This is a genomic window from Thiohalobacter sp. IOR34, from assembly GCF_030406045.1.
Lineage (GTDB): Bacteria > Pseudomonadota > Gammaproteobacteria > Thiohalobacterales > Thiohalobacteraceae.
The window spans coordinates 1,698,834-1,715,606 of the sequence record NZ_CP128988.1 but is presented as its reverse complement, the minus strand read 5'-3'; the positions used below and the strand labels follow the sequence as shown (position 1 = coordinate 1,715,606).

The following is a 16,773-nucleotide window of genomic DNA, read 5'->3' as shown; positions in this document are numbered from 1 at the left end:
TCACCCCTTCCTGCCAAGGCGTGCGGCCAGTCGTCCTACGAGGTAACGGCCGACCCGGCGCGCACCGACTTCGTTGGCGGCGAAGGCCAGTTTGCGGGCGAAGCGGGCAGCGTCGTCCCCGGCCTCGATGGTCAGGCGGCGGACCTGCAGGGGGTCGCCGTCGAGCAGGGCATGGCCGGAGCGGGTGGTGCAGGCGACCCGGTAGCCGGCTTCGGCCACGGCCTGGCGCACCCGTTCATCGTATTCGCCGTAGGGGTAGGCGAAACTGTCCACCGGCCTGTCCAGCAGCTCCGCCAGCCGGGTTCTGGATTCGACCAGCTCGCTGTGCAGATTGCCGTCCGGCAGGGCCGGCAGATGGGCATGCCGCCGGCCGTGGGAGGCGATCTCCATGCCGGCCGCGGCCATCTCGCGGAGCTGGCCGGCATCGAGCAGGGGGCGCCCGCTCTGCCAGCCCGGCTCCCAGTCCGCCCTGCCGCCGAGACAGTCGCTGAGCACGAACCAGCTGGCGCGCAGCCCGCGCTTCTCCAGCAACTCAAAGGCCGGCAGGTTGTCCTCGTAGCCGTCGTCGAAGGTGATCACCAGGGTCCGCGGGCCGGGCGGGTCCGGTTTGGCCAGATCGCGCGCGCAGACGCTCTGCCAGCCCAGGTCGGCGAGGATGTCGAGCTGTTCCAGGAAACGCCGGTAGGTCACGCACCAGCGGCTGGCGGGTGTGGCGCTGCCGGGGCTGATGGCGTGATACATCAGCACCAGTGGACCCTGGTGACCGGCATTGGCGAGCAGTCTGCGGCTGAGGGGATCCATGGCCACCCCGCTACTTGGGCGCGTAGCCGTGCTGGCGCATCTCGTCGCCGAGGATGCGCAGTGCACGGCGCCGTTCCAGGAAACCGAGCTGTTGTGCGTTCTGTGCCTGCCAGTCGGCGCGGCTGGAGCGGGCGAAGTCTTGCGGAATCCCGCCAATGTCAAGGTAGTCGCACATGGCGCGCATCTGTTGCGGATCGTTCAGCAGGCGTTCGTAGTGCAGCAGCAGGCCAAAGTCGGCGGCACGGAACTCGGCGGCCAGGCGTCGCCAGTGTTCGGCGAAATAGGCGAGACGGTCGGGACGCTGTGGCTGGTCCATCCAGTTGCGGCGCTTGATCGACAGCAGGCAGTCCAGGGGGTGGCGGACCAGGAACAGGAAGCGCGCGTCGGGCCAGAGCTCGCGCAGGAAACGCGCCGTGTCCAGGCCGCACAGCACCTCCTTCACACCCCAGCGGGGGAAACCGAGCTCCCGGGCCGGCCCGGCATAGAGCGTCTCCAGCTGGAGGCGGAAGCTGTCGAGGATGCGCGCCTCGGGTGGATTCATGGAGGCGATCCAGCGATGCGCGCCGTCGCCGGGATCGGCGGCGAAGGCCTCGAACTGGGCGGCGCCATTGCCGCCGAAGCCGAAGCGGTAGCGCTGGCCGCCCGGTCCCAGCATCTGCCGGTACTGTTCCAGGGCATCGGCCAGGCCGTTCAGGGCGCCACCGCTCTCGCCCCAGACCAGCACCTCGCCGGATGCGGTGAGCAGGCGCTGCAACAGGGTGCTGCCGGATCTCCAGCCGGCGGAAAACACGAACACCGGGGCGCTCACTGAGGTACCTCTCTTGTTGATGGCATCTCCATTCCGGCCGATGGCTGGTGGTTCTGCAGACTCGGGTTTCTGACACATCCAGTCTACCCTATCGGTTGGTCCTTTCGGCGAGCAGTCCGGCCAGTCGGGTCCCCAGCCCCTTGTCGCAGCCAAGGATCTTTTCCGGTGCCACATCCAGCAGTTTTGCCACGGCCTCCGGGGTGTCGCCGCCAGGGGCGACGACGATCGCTCGTGCGCCCTTCGCCACCTGGCGTTCCAGGCGCAGGCGCCATGTCCAGGCGCGGCTGCGAGTCAGGGAGCCGTGATGAAAATACACCAGCTGCCTTCCGCCCAGGCGGGCGAGATGCCGCTGCAGCCGGAGAACGGAGCCCAGAGCGGCCAGCCAGCCGTGGCGATGCAGACCCGGCGGCAGGGGTTCACCGGTGATCAGGATGCCCCCCGGGGCGAGTTCTTTTTTGGCGACTGTGCGCAGGCCGGCAATGGGTTCCACCAGGGTATCGGGCAGGGCGCGGCACAGCGCAGCCACACAGTCCGTATACGCGGAGCGTTGTGCTTCCTCTGCCAGGGGCCAGGCAACCAGCAGAGGACGCGCCGGTTTCGGCAGTTCCACCGGGTAGCCCCATGCCGCCAGCTCGCGGCCAATGAGGCGGGCGGCCAGCTTCTGTTCCTCGTCCGGGTATGCGTGACGCCAGCGTTCCACTCGCGCCGTGCTGATCGGTTGGCGAACCAGTTCCTTGTGGGCCTGGCCGGTCTCGATCAGGGCGGCCTCGGAACCGTCTGGTTGCAGCATCTGCGACTGGAAGTCGATGTCCAGGAAGTCGCACAGCCGGCGGATCTCCTGCTCCGGGGCCTGTACCAGGTCCTCGTAACGCAGCGCGATGGCGTGCGGGTCGTCGCGCAGCTGATGACGGGCACTGCCCACACGCTGGGCCCAGCGCAGCAGATGGCCGGTGCGGCTGACTCGACTCCAGGGCATCGATGCCAGCGAGTCGGCAACGTCGCGTCCGTCCCGGACCAGATGGATGATCGGCGCCTGCGGGAACAGCCGGCGGATTTGCGGCAGGTAACAGACATGTGGCGGGGTCTTTTCGATCCACAGCCGTTTTCCCTGACGACGGGCGATGTCCTCGCCCAGGCTGAGGAACAGGGCCGCGGCTCCAGGGAAGCGGCGTCTTCCCCCTGAGGGGAGGGAGGCCAGCCAGGCCGATGCCGAGGGTTGCCAGTCCGGCGTGGCGTCCATGCGCTCGACCATCCATTCGAGTGATGCCGGCCAGTCCCTGGCAAAGGCCGCTTCGCCGCCTGGATAACGGAAGAAGAGCCGGAAGAAATGGGTCTCCGGGGTGACGCAAAGCCGGGGGTGGCGGTTGAGGATGGCAGACAGGAGTGTGGTGCCGCTGCGTCCCTCGCCGACCAGCAGGGCGGGCGGGGTGAAGCCGTGCAGCGATCCTTCCGCCCTGTTCATGGTTTGATCCTGGCCAGCCGCGGCAGCAGACGTTCGGCAAGTTGTTTGAGCAGCAGCAGGTTGGCCTGCAGGACGGGGTTTCCTGGCCGGGAGCGGACCACGAGCAGCCAGCTGAGGATATAGACACCGCCCAGGGTGACGCTGATGGCCAGCATGTACCGCCAGTCCAGAGACATGAGCCCCAGCCCCTCGCGCAGGACATTGTCGAGCAGCCAGCCCGCGCCCGCGGCGGCGAGGGTGGACAGGGCGGCAGGAAGGATGGCCATGGCGAGTTGCGACCAGCCCAGTTCCATGTGGGAACGGCGCATCATCCGTATCAGCAGCAGGTTGGTGAGCAGCATCTTCAGGGCAATGCCGATCGCCACCCCGGTCAGCCCCCAGCGGATGCCGACCAGCACGGCGACGATGGTCAGCAGCAGGTTGGTGGCGACGATGGGTGTCTGTCTGGCCACCAGGTTTTGCGCCGAGGCCAGACTGCTGGTGGTGATGGAGATCACCAGCACGAAGGCGCCCAGGGCAAGGTAGCGGAAGGGCTCGGCAGCAGGCAGCCATTTTTCGCCATAGAGATAGTAGATCAAGGGTTCCACCAGGAAGATCAGCCAGAGCAGCAGCGGGAATACCGCGGAGGTCACGGCACAGAGGACCTTCTGGTACATCAGCCGGGAGTGGTCGAGATTGTCCTGGATGCGGCTCAGGCCACCGAATACCAGCTGGTAGAGCGGCGTGCAGAGATTGTCGATGGGCAGCCGCGACAGGGAGAAGGCGCGGTTGTAGATGCCGAGCAGGTCGAGGCCGGCGAGCCGGCCGAGCAGCATGTTGTCGACCCGGTTGGCGGCCAGGCTGAGGCTGTTGTTGAGATGCATCCGCCAGCCGAAGCGCAGCAGTGGCCGCAGCGCCTCGCGGTCGAAGTTCCAGCGGGGACGCCAGGGTGCCTGCCTTGCCATCAGCGCCGCCGAGATCAGCGAGGTGCCCAGGCCACCGACCACGAAGCTGTAGGGGCCGAGGCCGGCGAAGGCCGCCAGCAGGCCGAGGGCGGTGCCGCTGAACTTGGCCTTGATCTGGATCTGGCTCAGCGTCTTGAAGTCCATCTCCCGGCGCAGCAGGCTGCCGTTGATGCCCATGAAGGGCATGAGAAAGAAGCTGACGCAGCTGAACAGCATGATCGGCGCATAGCGTGGATCGCCGTAGAAATCCGCCAGCCAGGCGGCGGAGGCGGCCACCATCAGGGTGCAGAGCAGGGCCAGGCCCTCCATGAACCAGAAGGCGGCATTCCACTGTTCCGCCTGCACGGCCTTCGCCTGCAGCAGGGCCGAGGGCAGGCCGAAGTTGACCTGGGCGCCGAGCAGCGCCGTATAGGCGACGACGGCAAAGAACACGCCGAAGTCTTCCGGCATCAGCAGCCGGGCCATGACGATGCCGGCAGCAAACTGGATCACCGAGCCGATCCCGCCCTGCAGATAGGTCCAGAGGGCGCCGCTGCGCATGCGCTGGCCGAGGTCCTGACTCATCCTGCAGCCTCCTCTGCCGGCTGCAGCGTCCAGTCGGTGGCTTGCCGGTACCAGGGCAGGTCGAAGCTCTGCCAGGCCTCGCCAAGCCGCTGCAGCTCGGTGGCCCCGACCCGGCTGCGCCAGGCATCGCGCATCCGCCGGCTGTCGCGTTCAGTGGCATAGGCGTCCGGGTCGCCGTCGCCACGGCTCTTGGTGGTGATGCGTTCCACGTCGGCCGGTTGCCAGTCGAGGCCGGCGAATCCGAACAGGGCACGAAAGCCCTCCAGGGGGGCTGCGCACAGCGCCTCGTAACGCAGCACCCGGCAGTCCGGGGCCTCGCGCAAGGCCTGCCAGGCGGCGAACAGGGCACCGCCCTGCATCAGGCCCTGGCGGTACCAGAAGTCCCCGCCATCCACCTCCAGCGCCTTGCGGGCCGCTGCCGGCAAGGGCAGGTCACGCAGTGCCTGGCGTACCGCGGACAGGTCGTCGGCCTGCCAGCCGAGACGCTGGAAGCTGCTGGCGACCGCGGCCGGATGGCGGACGATGAACAACAGCCGCGGGGCGAAGGCCTGCAGATACCAGCCGGCAGCCAGGGGATTGACCTCCTTGATCACCGGCCGGCGGGTCCGCCGTTGCGCCAGATCCCACTGTCCAGGGTCGATGACGATGCCCGGATCGAACTCCGGCAGGCCGGCGAAGGCCCGGGCGGCGTAACGGGCCTGCAGCGGCCTGGCCTCGTCTGCTGACAGCAGGGCGCGCTCCAGGCCGTGGCGCTGCATCAGGCTCTGGGTGACGGGCTCGCGCAGGTAGAGGGCATTGCCGGCATGGCCGAGGATCTCGCCCACCCAGCTCGAGCCGCTGCGCGGCAGGGACAGCACCAGCAGGGGCGGCGCCAGTGGTCGCTGCAGCCGGCCGAGCAGCCGGGTCAGCGGACCCAGCCCGGCCCAGGCGACCGGGCTCGGGCTGCGAGGGGCGAACCGCCACAGCAGGGGTGTCCGGGCAAGGCGGGTCTTCCAGCTCACGTCGCCGCCAGCACCCGGTCGTAGAGGGCCTGGACCTGCGCCGCATGGCGGGCCACGTCGAAGGTGGCGAAGGCGTGTTCGCGGGCCGCCGCGCCCAGCCGCCGGCCGAGGTCGGGGTCCCGGTACAGGCGCAGGATCTGCGTCGCCAGGTCGCTGCTGTCGCCGGGCCTGAACAGCAGGGCGCTGCGCTCGTGTTCGGCCATTTCTGCGGCGCCGCCGTGGTTGGGGGCCACCAGCGGCCGGCCCAGGGCCATGCTCTCGATGACCACGGTGCCCAGTGGTTCGGGCGAGGTGGAGGCGGAGACCACCACGTCCAGGCCGAGGTAGGCCGATGGCATGTCGGTCAGGTGGCCGGTGAAATGCACGACCTGCTCCAGCCCTTCCGCGCGCACCCGCTCGCGCAGCTCGGCCTCGTAGTCGCGGCACTCGTCCGGCGTGCCGCCGACCAGCAGCAAGCGCAGCCCCGGGATCTGTTCCGCCAGACGGTGCGCGGCATCGAGGAACAGTCGCTGACCCTTCCAGGGGATCAGCAGCCCGACCAGGCCGACGGTGAAGGCCTGCTCGGGGAGGCCCTGCTCGCGGCGGAAGCGCCCGGGCTCGGCGCGCGCCTCCAGGGCCTGGAGGTCGATGCCATCGTAGATCACCGTGCGCTTGTCGGCCGGTACGCCCAGCCGGCCGACGCTGTCGGATATCCAGTGCGAGACCGGGATGAAGTGATCCGGCAGCCGGTACAGGCGGTGCATCATCCGCGAGCCGGACTGGTCGCCGCGCACGTGACAGACCACCGGGATGCCGAGCAGCCGGCCGGTGAGCAGCGCGGCGCGATTGCACAGGGGTTCGTTGTTGGCGTGGATCAGGTCGACCCGGCGCTGCCGGGCCAGCCGGAGCAGGCGCAGGAAGAAGGGCAGGAAGTTGCCCAGATCGTCCAGCCGCGCCAGGGCCTGGCGAAGCAGCAGGCCGAGCAGCGGGCCATCCAGTCGCCCGGCGTCCCGCAGCCGGCGTCGCCAGCCGACCACGTCGAGGTGACGGTCGCGGATGTGGTGCCACTCGGCCTCGCTGGCGATCGAGGCGTAGTCCGGTCCGCTGCGGCCGGTGACCACCAGCGGCCGGTAGCGTTCCGGGTCCAGGTTGCGCACCAGGTGGCGCATGCAGATGGCGGCACCGCCGTAGCCGATGCCGTTCTCCACATAGAGGACGGTGCGTGCAGCCGTGCCCTTCATGACCGCCCCTCTCCCTGCCAGCGGCGCTTGAGCTGGCGCAGTGTCTGGACCCAGCCGCCCGGCAGGCGGCAGGCCAGGCGGAACAGCAGGCTGCGTGGGCTGGGTTGGTGCGACCAGCTCTCGCGGAAGGCGCGCCCGGCGGCCGTCAGCCGGCCCTCGTCGAAATGGCGGTAGCCGAGCTGCCACCAGGCCTGGGCGATCAGTGCCTCGACGTCCAGCCCCTGGCGGCGCAGTTCCGCGGCGCCCCGGCGCTTGGCCGCCTCGGCGACCTGGACCAGGGATTCCAGCATGGGCAGGGTGGAGCGCGTGGCGTTGGCGCCGTGCAGGCGGCGCAGCATCAGCACCTCCGGCAGCATGGCGATCGGCTGGTGCAGGGCGATGCGCACCCAGAGTTCGAGATCCTCGCCATAGCGCAGGCCGGTATCGAAGCCACCCTCGGTCAGCAGCAGCTCGCGCCGCACCAGCACGGTGCCGGTGGGAATGAAGTTCTTGCGCAGCAGCCGGGCGGCGGCGTCGGGGACCGGGGCGCCGTCCAGGGCCTCGAACTCCGCCAGCAGGCCGTGATGGGCCAGCACCGAGTCGGTGACCGTGCCGCCGGCCTCGTCGATCTCGCGCATGTCGCCGGCGATCAGCACCAGCTCGGGGTGACGCTCCAGCAGCGCAAGCTGCCGTTCGTTCTTGTCGGGCAGCCAGCGGTCGTCGGCGTCGAGGAAGGCGATCCAGTCGCCGCTGGCCGCCTCCACCCCGCTATTGCGAGCCGCCGAGGGGCCGGCATTGGACTGGCTGATCAGCTTGATGTCCCGGCCGCAGGCCTCGACCTGGTTGCGGGTGGCGTCGGTGGAACCGTCGTCGACGACGATGATCTCGTCCACCGGCCGGGTCTGGGCGCGGATGCTGGCCAGCGCCTCGCCGATGAAGGCGGCGCTGTTGTAGGCGGGGATGACGGCACTGATGCGCGGCTGCGGGGGCACGAGGGGTCCTTGGAAGTGATCCTTTTTTTAGATTCTGCTTATAAATCCATGATATTGCAATCTGTTTTGCGAGTAATTGCCCTGGTATCCAGCGGCGGAAGGCGGGGAAACTTGATGGCGCGGCCGGTTCTTCAGCGCAGGGTGAATTCTACAACATTGGACAGGGGGCTGAGGTTCCGGTCGGCGTCCCAGCTGCACAGGGCGACGTAGTAGGTGCCGGGCTTCAGGTCGCGCAGCGTGGCCTCGCGCGGGGCGCCGAACCAGGCATGCAGGTGCAGCTCCCGGAGGGTGAACGCCTCGGGCGTGCCGGCGGCGGCCGGCTCGGGTTCGCCGGCGACGTGCTCGGCCATCCAGAAGGCGTTGACCCGGTGCCAGTCCGGGTCGACCCGTGGCCGGTCACGGGGCTCGGCGTCGGTGGCGCCGGGCGGGATCAGATAGTTCGACTTGAGCGGCCGCCCGGGCTTGTGACGGGCCAGGACCCAGTCCTCGGCCTGGGTCAGGATGCGCGCCTTGTCGGCGGCCCGGGCCGGGTTGTCGGTGGGGGCGCGGGCGACGATCGGCCGATCGCTGATCTTGACGAAATAGCGCGCGGCCCGGCCACCGGGGCCGTCGTCGGCCGGTGCCGTCCAGGCCAGGCGCACGCCGTCCCGGCTGGCGGCCAGCACCCGCAGATCGGTGACGGCATCCGGTGGCCGGGTCGAACCCTTGGCGACGCTGCCCTGTTGCCACTCGGTGGTCTGGGTGAACCAGAGGCGCCGGCCGCGGCGCTTGGCGGCAAAGGCCTGGTAGCGCTGCCTCACCTCGGGCCAGCCGGTGTAGTGGTAGAGCAGCGGCCACATCTGGATGTGTCGGTCGTGGCGCTGTGGCGAGAGGGCCTTTTCGCCGACGCCGAGCAGGGCATTGGGCATGCTGGTGTACTGGTTGAGCATGGTCAGCCGCGGGTAGTAGAGGACATGGTGCGAGAAATAGTCGGCCTGGGCCCAGAGGCCGTCGAGGATGCGTTCGTCGCCATAGGTGCGGTAGGCCTCGTGCAGGGCCAGCACGCCCTGGGCCTCCATCCAGGTCTTGGCATGCGAGCCGTGGACGGCTTCCTCACTGCGCAGCAGCGGGCTGTCGATATGGTCGCTGAGTTTGTTTGCCAAGCGGTCGGGGAGCAGGCCGAGCAGGGTGCCGGGCTTCACCGACCAGCGGGTGAGCTGGCCGTGGCGGTGGCGCAGCAGGGCCAGCATGCGGCGCAGCTGCCAGCGGGCGAACTCGTCCATCACCGGGCTGCCAGTGGCCTGGAAGCCGGCCAGGTTGGTGTACAGCATCCAGGTGTAGATGCGCGCGTAGTGGCGCCGGCGCAGGGCCTCGGGGTCGCGCTCGAACAGGCCGGTGTCGCTGAGCGGGCGCAGGCGGCCCTGGAAGATGCTCTGGTGCTGGAAGGTCAGGTCCCAGTCGACGAAGCCGTGGATGGCGTCCAGCGCGCGCCGGTCACCGCTCAGATAGTAGTATTCGAAGAGCTGGAACAGGGCATAGTGCTCGATGTCCGGCAGCCACTTGTAGCGGTTCAGGTAGCTGGTGCCGGCAGCGATATCCTGATTCTGCTTGGTCGGTCCCTGGCCGCCCCACAGGTAGAAGTCCTTGGGGCCGAACAGGGTCAGTCGGTTCCAGGCCTCGAGCTGGGCATCGAGGGCCGGATAGCGGTCCTCGCCCGTGCCGAAATGCAGCCGGTTGCCGCGGTAGGCCCAGCCCGGATTGTGGGCGATGTGCCAGCGGCTGGTGGCCAGCAGCCGCTGGTAGTCGCGCGCCCCGCCGTGCAGCATGAAGGGCAGCCAGGCCGAATTGAGGCTCTCGTGATGGCCGCCCGAGTTGTAGCCCTGGGCGAAGCCGTGACCTCGATAGCCGATGCGTATCGGCTGCCAGCGGCCGCTCCTGCGTCCTTTCACCGCCTTGGGATCGGGGTCCATCTCGAAATACCAGCTCTCGGTGTCGGCGATCCAGGCCGGCGGCGGCCGGGCCAGCAACGGCTGTTCGAAGGCGGACGCCAGGGCGGCGGCGCCCTCGGCATCGGCCGGGCCGTCGAAGAAGAAATACAGCAGGTCGTGCAGGCTGCGCTCGCCGAAGTCGAGGTCGTAGGGGCGGTCTTCCGGCTGCAGGTCGTGCAGGCGGATGCGCAGCCGGCCCCTGTCCAGATAGACCGCCCGCGGTGCCTCCTGCCACCAGTAGCGCAGGGTGATGCCGACGCCGCTGCGGCCGTCGGAGACGGCCAGGAAGCGGGCCTTGCCGCCGGCCGCCCGTGGCCGGCCGACCTTGCCCGTCTGCAACGGACCGAAGCGGTAACCGCCTGGTCTGGCGGCGACCTTGCCGCGTACCTTGCCCGGCTGCCCGGCGGCCTGAACCAGGCCGAGAGGGGTGTCCGCCGCCAGCGTCGCCACGCTCGGCAGGCCGTCCGCCGCCCCCTCGCCGCCGGCAGTGACCTGCAGCCGACCGTCGAGGGCCAGGCGGTGATCGAGTTCCGCCCAGCGGAAGGGGTACTGCCACAGCGGGGGCGTGGGGTCGGCATTCTCGATCGCGTGCTCGACCACCACCAGGGGGGAGGCGCGGTAGAAGTGCAGGCGGGTGCTGTAGTCGTAGAGGCCCTCGGCGACCCTGCCGGGACCGGTCTCGGCAGGCAGGTAGCGGCCGCGGATCAGCAGGGTGGTGCGCAGCGGGCCACGGGTCTCGATACGCAGCTCGTGGCTCCGGCCGGCACCGTAGCGGGCTTCGGCCAGGGGGTGACGCTCGACGCTGACCGTCTTGCTCCAGCCGTGGGTGTTCCAGCTGTCACCGCGGTAGTGGCGGAATTTCTCCACTGCGGCGCTCTGCAGCCAGGGGCCGTCATCGGCATCGGCCTCGATCACCGGCCGGCCACGGTATTCGACCCGCTGCAGCAGGGGGCCGCCGTGGCGCGGTACCCGGACCCTGAGGACGCCGGTGTCGACCTCGATGGCGTCTGCCGTCTCGCGGATGCGAATCGGCTTCGCGACGGGGGCGGCCGGCTGGTCGTTGCTCAGCCACAGGCGGCGCTTGCCGCCAGCAGGCAGGTCGAGCTGGAAGTCGAGCAGTACCCAGCGGATCGAGCCGTCGCGCGCCCAGTAGCGGCTGGTCGCCTCGAACTGGCAGGGGATCTCCCGTCCCTGCTCGTCCAGCAGGCGCAGACTGGCGACGTCCTGGACCAGGCCGTAGGGAAGGGGCACGCCGGTGGTCACCGGCCAGCCCTGGCGCTCCACCCCGGCCAGATCGCGCAGCTCCAGCGGTACCCGGAAATGCCGGCCATCCCACTGGTAGGCGTCCCGGTCGAGGTGCAGGGCGGCCTGCAGCGGCGGGCCGAGGCAGAGGAGGATGAGGCCGATCAGCAGCTGGCGCATGACCGCAGCTTACTTCATCCGCAGCCGTCGGGCGTAGATCCGGCGGCTGCCGCTGGCATCGTCCTGTTCGAAGGCCAGCAGCAGGCTGTCGCCGCTGGCCGCCAGCGCCGGGTTGGCCGGTGTGCTCTGCCCTTGGTGCAGGATCGGCCAGTCGGGGTGACGATCGAGGCGCCGTCCCTCGGCATCCAGGCGGCTGGCATAGATCCGCAGCCGGTGTGGAGGTGGCAGGCGCGGGTCACCGGCCGCGGCGACCAGAAAGCCGTTCCTGGTGGGGGCGGTGGCGACGCTGCCGGTGATGCCGAAGCCGGGCTGGAACAGGCTGATTGCCCGCGCCGGCTTCCAGCCGGCACCGAAACGGGGGGGCTCCGGGTTGGGGTTGGCCAGCGGCTGCAGGCCGCCATCCTCCAGCAGTAGCGCCGTGGCGACGCTGACGCCGCGATTGAGGATCCCCCAGCCGGCATAGAGCAGCCGGCCATGGCCGCGCGCGAAGTGTCCACCGCTGCGGCCGATGGCGTTGCTCTCCGGGCGCAGCAGGGCCTCGACCCGGGGTCCGTCGCCGGTCTCGCGCAGCCGGGCGAAGCGGCGGGTGATGCCACCCTGGTTACCGGGCGCCCAGTTGCTCTCGTCGACCCAGGCGAGGGTCCAGCCGTCCTTGCTGCGGCTCAGCTCGGGTTGGCCGCCGTGCAGTTCGCCGCTCGCTGGACGGTCGGTATCCAGGGGCAGCTTGCCGTAACCCCAGCCCGGCGTGTAGCCCTGCCAGAGCCCGGCGTCCGGGCCCTGGTAGCGGAGGATCTTCCCCGGCCTCACCTGGCCCTTGCCGTTCACCCCCGCCCAGGCCAGGCGGTAGAAACGGCTGCCGGCACGATCCTGCCAGACGATCAGAAAGCCGTTGTTCGCCGCGGCCACCACCGGCAGCGCCTGGTTGTCGGGTCCGCCGGCAATGCGGATGCCCTGCGGATCGAGATTGCGCCCCTCGGGGGTGATGCGTGCTGCGTAGACGTCCCAGTCACGGCCGTTGCGCAGATCCTGCCAGACCACCAGATAGAGGCCATGGGCGAAGGCGATGCGAGGGCGTTCCTGGCTTCCGGGGGCATGGCTGATGACCCGTGGTGCCGCCCCGGAGGGACGGCCGTCGAGTTCGATTCGCCGTGCGAAGAGATCGCCACCGGCCGTGCCCAGGTAATTGCCGCCCCGCTGCCAGACCACCAGGAACCCCCCCTGGCCGTCGCCGGCGACATCCGGGTGGAAACCGGCGCCTGCGGCATCGCCGCTGAGGGGGGTCAAGGGTCCGCTCTCGATCGGCCCGGCCAGGGTGGCCGTTGCCATCAGCAACCCGAAGAGGAGGGGCAGCATCTTCCTCATGGCGCATCCGCTTCGAGCCGGCGCAGCCGATAGAGACGCCCCCCCAGTAGCCCCTTCCCCGCCAGATACTGGGTGGTCCCGCGCCAGGGATAGAGAAAACTGTACAGCCGCCCCAGTCGGTCGTAGCCGGGCAGGTGGCAGGACATCAGGTCGCCGAGGGGACCGTCCGGCTTGAGCCGGCCCTGCAGGCCCGGGTCGTAAAGGGCGGCGCCGCGGCTGCGGTTGGGGTGCAGGCGAGCCCGCTGCCAGCGGCCGTTCTGGGCGAGGGTGGCGGTACTGCCATGGCCGTCGGCAGGGACGCGGCGGATGTCGTATTCGTCGCCACCCGATAGATAGAGGGCCTCGCCGTTGGGGTCTACGGCAAGGCTGGAAGGCGTGTCGAAATAGCTTGCAAGCGGTTCGCCGTCGCCGATGTTCATCGGTTTTCTGCCCTGGATGATGCGTCCCGCGAGATGCCTGGCCTGGCCGTCGGGGTCGACGCGGATCACCACGTCCGGTGAACGGCTGAGAAAATAGACGCCGCCATCGGTTGCCGGACGGCCCATGACCACGTGCAGGGTGCGGCCCTTGCGCAGCTCGATCGGCCAGCGGGCGACGAAGCGGATCTGCCGGCCTTCGGGGTCGACCCGGTAATAGCCGGTGAAGCTGCCGAGCCAGAGGCTGCCGTCGCCGGCGACGGCGATGCCCGTGGTGTTGGGCAGGCGGACCTGCCCGGGTGGTGCCGCCTGGCCCGGTGCCAGGCGCATCTGGCCGCCGCCGACCCAGGTGTCGACCTGCCAGTGACCGTTCGTCTGGCGGATGCGCCGTACCCGCGCATTGCCGTCGTCGAACACGAACAGGGTCCCGTCGGGGGCGCAGGCGATGTCATGGGCACCGAGGTGGCCGGCAAAGCCGAAACGGAACTCGGCCAGAGGCGCCGGCCCATCGCGCATTCCCGGATGCCCGGTCCCGGCCAGGTGGTAGCGCTGTCCCTCGACCACGATGTCGACGAACTGGCCGTTGATCAGGAACAGCTGGTCGCGGCCGTTTTCACAGAGCAGGAAGGCGCCCTCGCCGGCCTGTTCGACCGGCCCGGTGGCGGGGCCACCCCCGAGGGCATCGGTGAAGGGCTCGACCGTCCAGCGCTCGTTATCGACTGTTGCCGTCAGGGTCCGGGGGAGGAGGGCCGTGAACAGGAGGATCCAGAACAGGCGTCTCATTCCGGCAGGGCTCCCAGGTCGAGGCGCAGGGCGCGCACGCTGGGCGGACGCCGCCAGTCGCCGGTCACCAGCAGCAGCACCTTCTGCCGGCTGGCGTAGACCAGCATGTAGTTCATGCCCTGGGCCGGCAGGTCGGCTTGCGGCAGGCGCCGGTAACGGTTGCTGTCGAGGTCATAGACGTAGGTGCCGCTGCTCTTCGCCTTGCTCCGCAGGCGCAGCCGGCCGTTGGGCCGGCGGTAGACCTGGTTGTCGTCCACCACCAGCACGAACACGCCCTGTTCGGGATGGAAGGCGACCGGGATGTGCTGGTCCGGCGGGCAGGGGTCGCCGCCGGGTTGGCGTTCTTCCCAGCGGCCGGCCTCGCCCGCGGCCTTGCCCGGGTGATAGAGCCAGACGCTGTTGGTCAGACGCGCGCTGCCGAAGGCGGCGAACACCTGGTGCAGGCTGTCGTAGACCAGGTTGAAGTGGCTGTTGTGGTGGTGCTTGCCGGTCGCCTTGCGCCACTGTTCGCTGCCCCGGTCGAGTTCCCAGATGCCGAACTTGTAGAGCAGCGGAAGCCGGCGCCAACTGTCGTAGGCCGTCGCTGCGTCGAAGAAGGTTGGCATCTTGCCCTGGTGGCGGTCGAAGGGCTGCCAGCGGTGGCTGGTCAGGTCGTAGCGCCATACCGGCTGGCGGCGGATCTCGAAGCGGCGCCGTAGCGGGTGATGGTTGGCCGCGGCGGCGACGATCAGGCTGTCGCTCCCGGGATCGTAGACCAGGCCGTCGTAGCTGTGCATGGCCCAGGGGCGCGGATTGTCCGCGGGTCCGGCCACCGGATGGCCGGCGGCGTCGAGACGGTAGCTGTCGCGCGGCGAGGGCGGATAGTGCCGGGTCCAGCGCAGCCGCTGCGGGTCGAATTCGCGCACGCTGTTGTCCCAGTTCTTGCCATGGGTGTTGGAACCGAACAGCAGGAGGGTGCCGCGATGGCTGTCGTAGGCGGCACCGGCATGTTCCTGGCGTCGCCAGCGGCCGGTTTCGGTATGGATCACCACCCAGCGGTTGGCGGGGAGGGCGGCATAGTCCGGTGCCGCCGTGGCCGCCGGGGTGGTGCCGGGCCGGCCGCAGGCCAGCATCAGCAGCAGGACCGGCAGCGGCTTCTTCCATGACATTTGGAGGGCACCTCGAAGACGTGTCACTGCAAGGGCACCAGTCTATCACCGCTCGGGCGGGGGGCCACCCCGTTGTTGTTTCAGCGCTGCCGGATGCGCGGCCGGGCGCTGCTTGGGGGTATGATGGAAGGATGTCACATCGAGCCTCGGGAAAGAACAGGAGCGGGATCTTCTGGCTGGCGCTGCTGGCGTGGCTGCTGGCCGGGCCTGCCATCGGCGGTGTGCCGGAAACGGTTGCCCGGCTGAAGGCCAGTGTGGTCGGGGTCGGGACCGTGGAGAAGACCCGCCGCCCTCCGGCGCTGCTGCTTGGCAGCGGTTTTGTGGTCGGCGACGGGCGCCATGTGCTGACCAATGCCCATGTGGTGTCGAAGTCGCTGAACGAGAAGGGCCTGGAATACCTGGCGGTGTTCATCGGCAGCGGCAGCGAGGCGGACGTGCGCCAGGCGCGGGTGGTGGCCAGGGACAAGGAGCACGACCTGGCGCTGCTGGAATTCGGCGGCAGTCCCCAGCCGGCGGCCCGCCTCGGCGACTCGGACCGGGTCCGCGAGGGTGAGGAATTCCTGTTCACCGGTTTTCCGCTGGGTTCTGCGCTGGGACTCTATCCGGCCACCCACCGCGCCATGCTGGCCGCCATCGTGCCCATTGCCCTGCCGGCACTGGCCTCGCGCCAGCTCTCGCCGACGGTGATCCGCCGCCTGCGTCATCCCTTCCGCATCTTCCAGCTCGACGGCACCGCCTATCCGGGCAACAGCGGCAGTCCCCTCTATTCGCCGGACAGCGGCGAGGTGGTGGGCATCCTCAACATGGTTTTCGTCAAGGCGTCCAAGGAATCGGCGCTGAGCCACCCCAGCGGCATCGCCTATGCCATTCCCATCGCCCATGCCCGTCGCCTGCTGGAGTCTGCCTTGCCTTGAGAGCGGACAGCGGTGGGTGGCTGCTGTAAAGGGGCCTGTCCTCCTCCCCGCACTCCGGGTGTCAATTTTTTTAACACTTGCCCGGCCTGTGCTTCCGAGAGGCTCGGAGAACCGGGACCATCCTTCTGAACAACAATATGTTTTCCATTCCGGGCATGGCTTGTGCATCTATACTGAATAAGTCGTCACGCCGGCCCGCAGCCGCGGCTGGCGAGACATGACTCGTCAGGAATTGTCGATACCATCAGTGCATTGAGAACGAAAACAATCTGAAGTGAGCCACGATGACGGACGAGAAGAAACCCGACCAGCAGCCGAAACACCGCGATCAAGACAGCGATCCTGCAACCGAGGGGCCGGCCGGCAGCCGCCGTCGTTTCGTCAAGTCGGCCCTGGTGACGGCACCGGTGATGCTCACCGTGGCCAGCCGTCCGGCACTGGCAGGGGCCAGATGCACCCTGTCAGGCATGATGTCCGGCAACCTCTCGGGACCGACGGAGACCTGTGAAGGCTGTACCCCGGGTTACTGGCGACAGCAGCAGCACTTCGGGAGCTGGATGTCCCCCTACAGCCCCACCGATCCCAAGACGTTCTGGACCGATGTTCTGCCCGCCTTCCCGGGTATGCCGGCGGGCCTCACCTTGATCGATGCCCTGTGCCTGAAGGGCGGCAACTACAATGCCCTCGCCCGGCACACGGTGGCGGCCCTGCTCAACGGTGCCTACAACCGCATGAATCCCGGCGGCCTCAATTTCGGCTACACCGACCAGGACGTGATCGATCTCTACACCGACCACTACATGTCCGACGTCGAGAAGCTGAAGAACACCTTTGCCCTGCTCAACGAGCGTTCTTGTCCGCTGGGCTTCGATCCCGGTGACAGCGGAGGAAGCGGTCCCGGTTGTGCCAACAATAGCGGTGGGGGCAAATAACCGGGTCGAGGTGCAGGCATGTCGTCCAGGCCGCATGCCGGCGCTGTCCCGGGGAGCG

At 69.1% G+C, this 16,773-nt stretch carries 13 protein-coding genes; 2 read left to right on the top strand and 11 right to left on the bottom strand.

The features are described 5' to 3' along the window. From QVG61_RS07910 to QVG61_RS07860, 11 genes are all read right to left on the bottom strand, one after another. The gene (locus QVG61_RS07910) at window positions 1–801 is read right to left on the bottom strand and encodes a polysaccharide deacetylase family protein (RefSeq protein ID WP_289930093.1); all 801 of its coding nucleotides are present in this window, start codon (window positions 799–801) and stop codon (window positions 1–3) included. 10 nt (window positions 802–811) lie between these two features. Continuing rightward, entirely contained in the window at window positions 812–1,687 is an 876-nt protein-coding gene (locus QVG61_RS07905; RefSeq protein WP_289930092.1) for a sulfotransferase, read from the bottom strand. 10 nt (window positions 1,688–1,697) lie between these two features. Continuing rightward, window positions 1,698–3,071, bottom strand: a complete 1,374-nt coding sequence (locus tag QVG61_RS07900; protein WP_289930091.1) for a sulfotransferase — start codon at window positions 3,069–3,071, stop codon at window positions 1,698–1,700. Continuing rightward, complete coding sequence (locus QVG61_RS07895; RefSeq protein ID WP_289930090.1) at window positions 3,068–4,579, bottom strand: lipopolysaccharide biosynthesis protein; 1,512 nt, start codon at window positions 4,577–4,579, stop codon at window positions 3,068–3,070. The genes QVG61_RS07900 and QVG61_RS07895 overlap by 4 nt, the downstream gene beginning before the upstream one ends. Then, window positions 4,576–5,580 (bottom strand): sulfotransferase, encoded by a 1,005-nt coding sequence (locus tag QVG61_RS07890; RefSeq protein WP_289930089.1) that lies wholly within the window; start codon window positions 5,578–5,580, stop codon window positions 4,576–4,578. Before QVG61_RS07890 ends, QVG61_RS07895 begins: the two co-directional genes overlap by 4 nt. Beyond that, a complete protein-coding gene (locus tag QVG61_RS07885; RefSeq protein WP_289930088.1) occupies window positions 5,577–6,800 on the bottom strand; it encodes a glycosyltransferase family 4 protein in 1,224 nt (407 codons plus the stop codon). The genes QVG61_RS07890 and QVG61_RS07885 overlap by 4 nt, the downstream gene beginning before the upstream one ends. Further along, entirely contained in the window at window positions 6,797–7,771 is a 975-nt protein-coding gene (locus tag QVG61_RS07880; protein WP_289930087.1) for a glycosyltransferase, read from the bottom strand. The genes QVG61_RS07885 and QVG61_RS07880 overlap by 4 nt, the downstream gene beginning before the upstream one ends. Window positions 7,772–7,902: 131 nt before the next feature. Beyond that, entirely contained in the window at window positions 7,903–11,160 is a 3,258-nt protein-coding gene (locus tag QVG61_RS07875) for a hypothetical protein (RefSeq protein WP_289930086.1), read from the bottom strand. Between the two features lie 9 nt (window positions 11,161–11,169). Further along, window positions 11,170–12,522: a hypothetical protein gene (locus QVG61_RS07870; protein ID WP_289930085.1), complete on the bottom strand. Its 1,353-nt coding sequence runs from the start codon at window positions 12,520–12,522 to the stop codon at window positions 11,170–11,172. Further along, entirely contained in the window at window positions 12,519–13,721 is a 1,203-nt protein-coding gene (locus QVG61_RS07865; RefSeq protein ID WP_289930083.1) for a hypothetical protein, read from the bottom strand. Before QVG61_RS07865 ends, QVG61_RS07870 begins: the two co-directional genes overlap by 4 nt. Next, window positions 13,718–14,869, bottom strand: a complete 1,152-nt coding sequence (locus QVG61_RS07860) for a hypothetical protein (protein WP_289930082.1) — start codon at window positions 14,867–14,869, stop codon at window positions 13,718–13,720. Before QVG61_RS07860 ends, QVG61_RS07865 begins: the two co-directional genes overlap by 4 nt. Window positions 14,870–15,000: 131 nt before the next feature. On the opposite strand from QVG61_RS07860, the gene QVG61_RS07855 reads away from it, so the two are divergent. Together QVG61_RS07855 and QVG61_RS07850 are read left to right on the top strand one after the other, a co-directional pair. Further along, window positions 15,001–15,783 (top strand): serine protease, encoded by a 783-nt coding sequence (locus QVG61_RS07855; RefSeq protein WP_289930081.1) that lies wholly within the window; start codon window positions 15,001–15,003, stop codon window positions 15,781–15,783. 284 nt (window positions 15,784–16,067) lie between these two features. After that, a complete protein-coding gene (locus tag QVG61_RS07850; protein WP_289930080.1) occupies window positions 16,068–16,715 on the top strand; it encodes a hypothetical protein in 648 nt (215 codons plus the stop codon). Window positions 16,716–16,773: the final 58 nt, after the last annotated feature.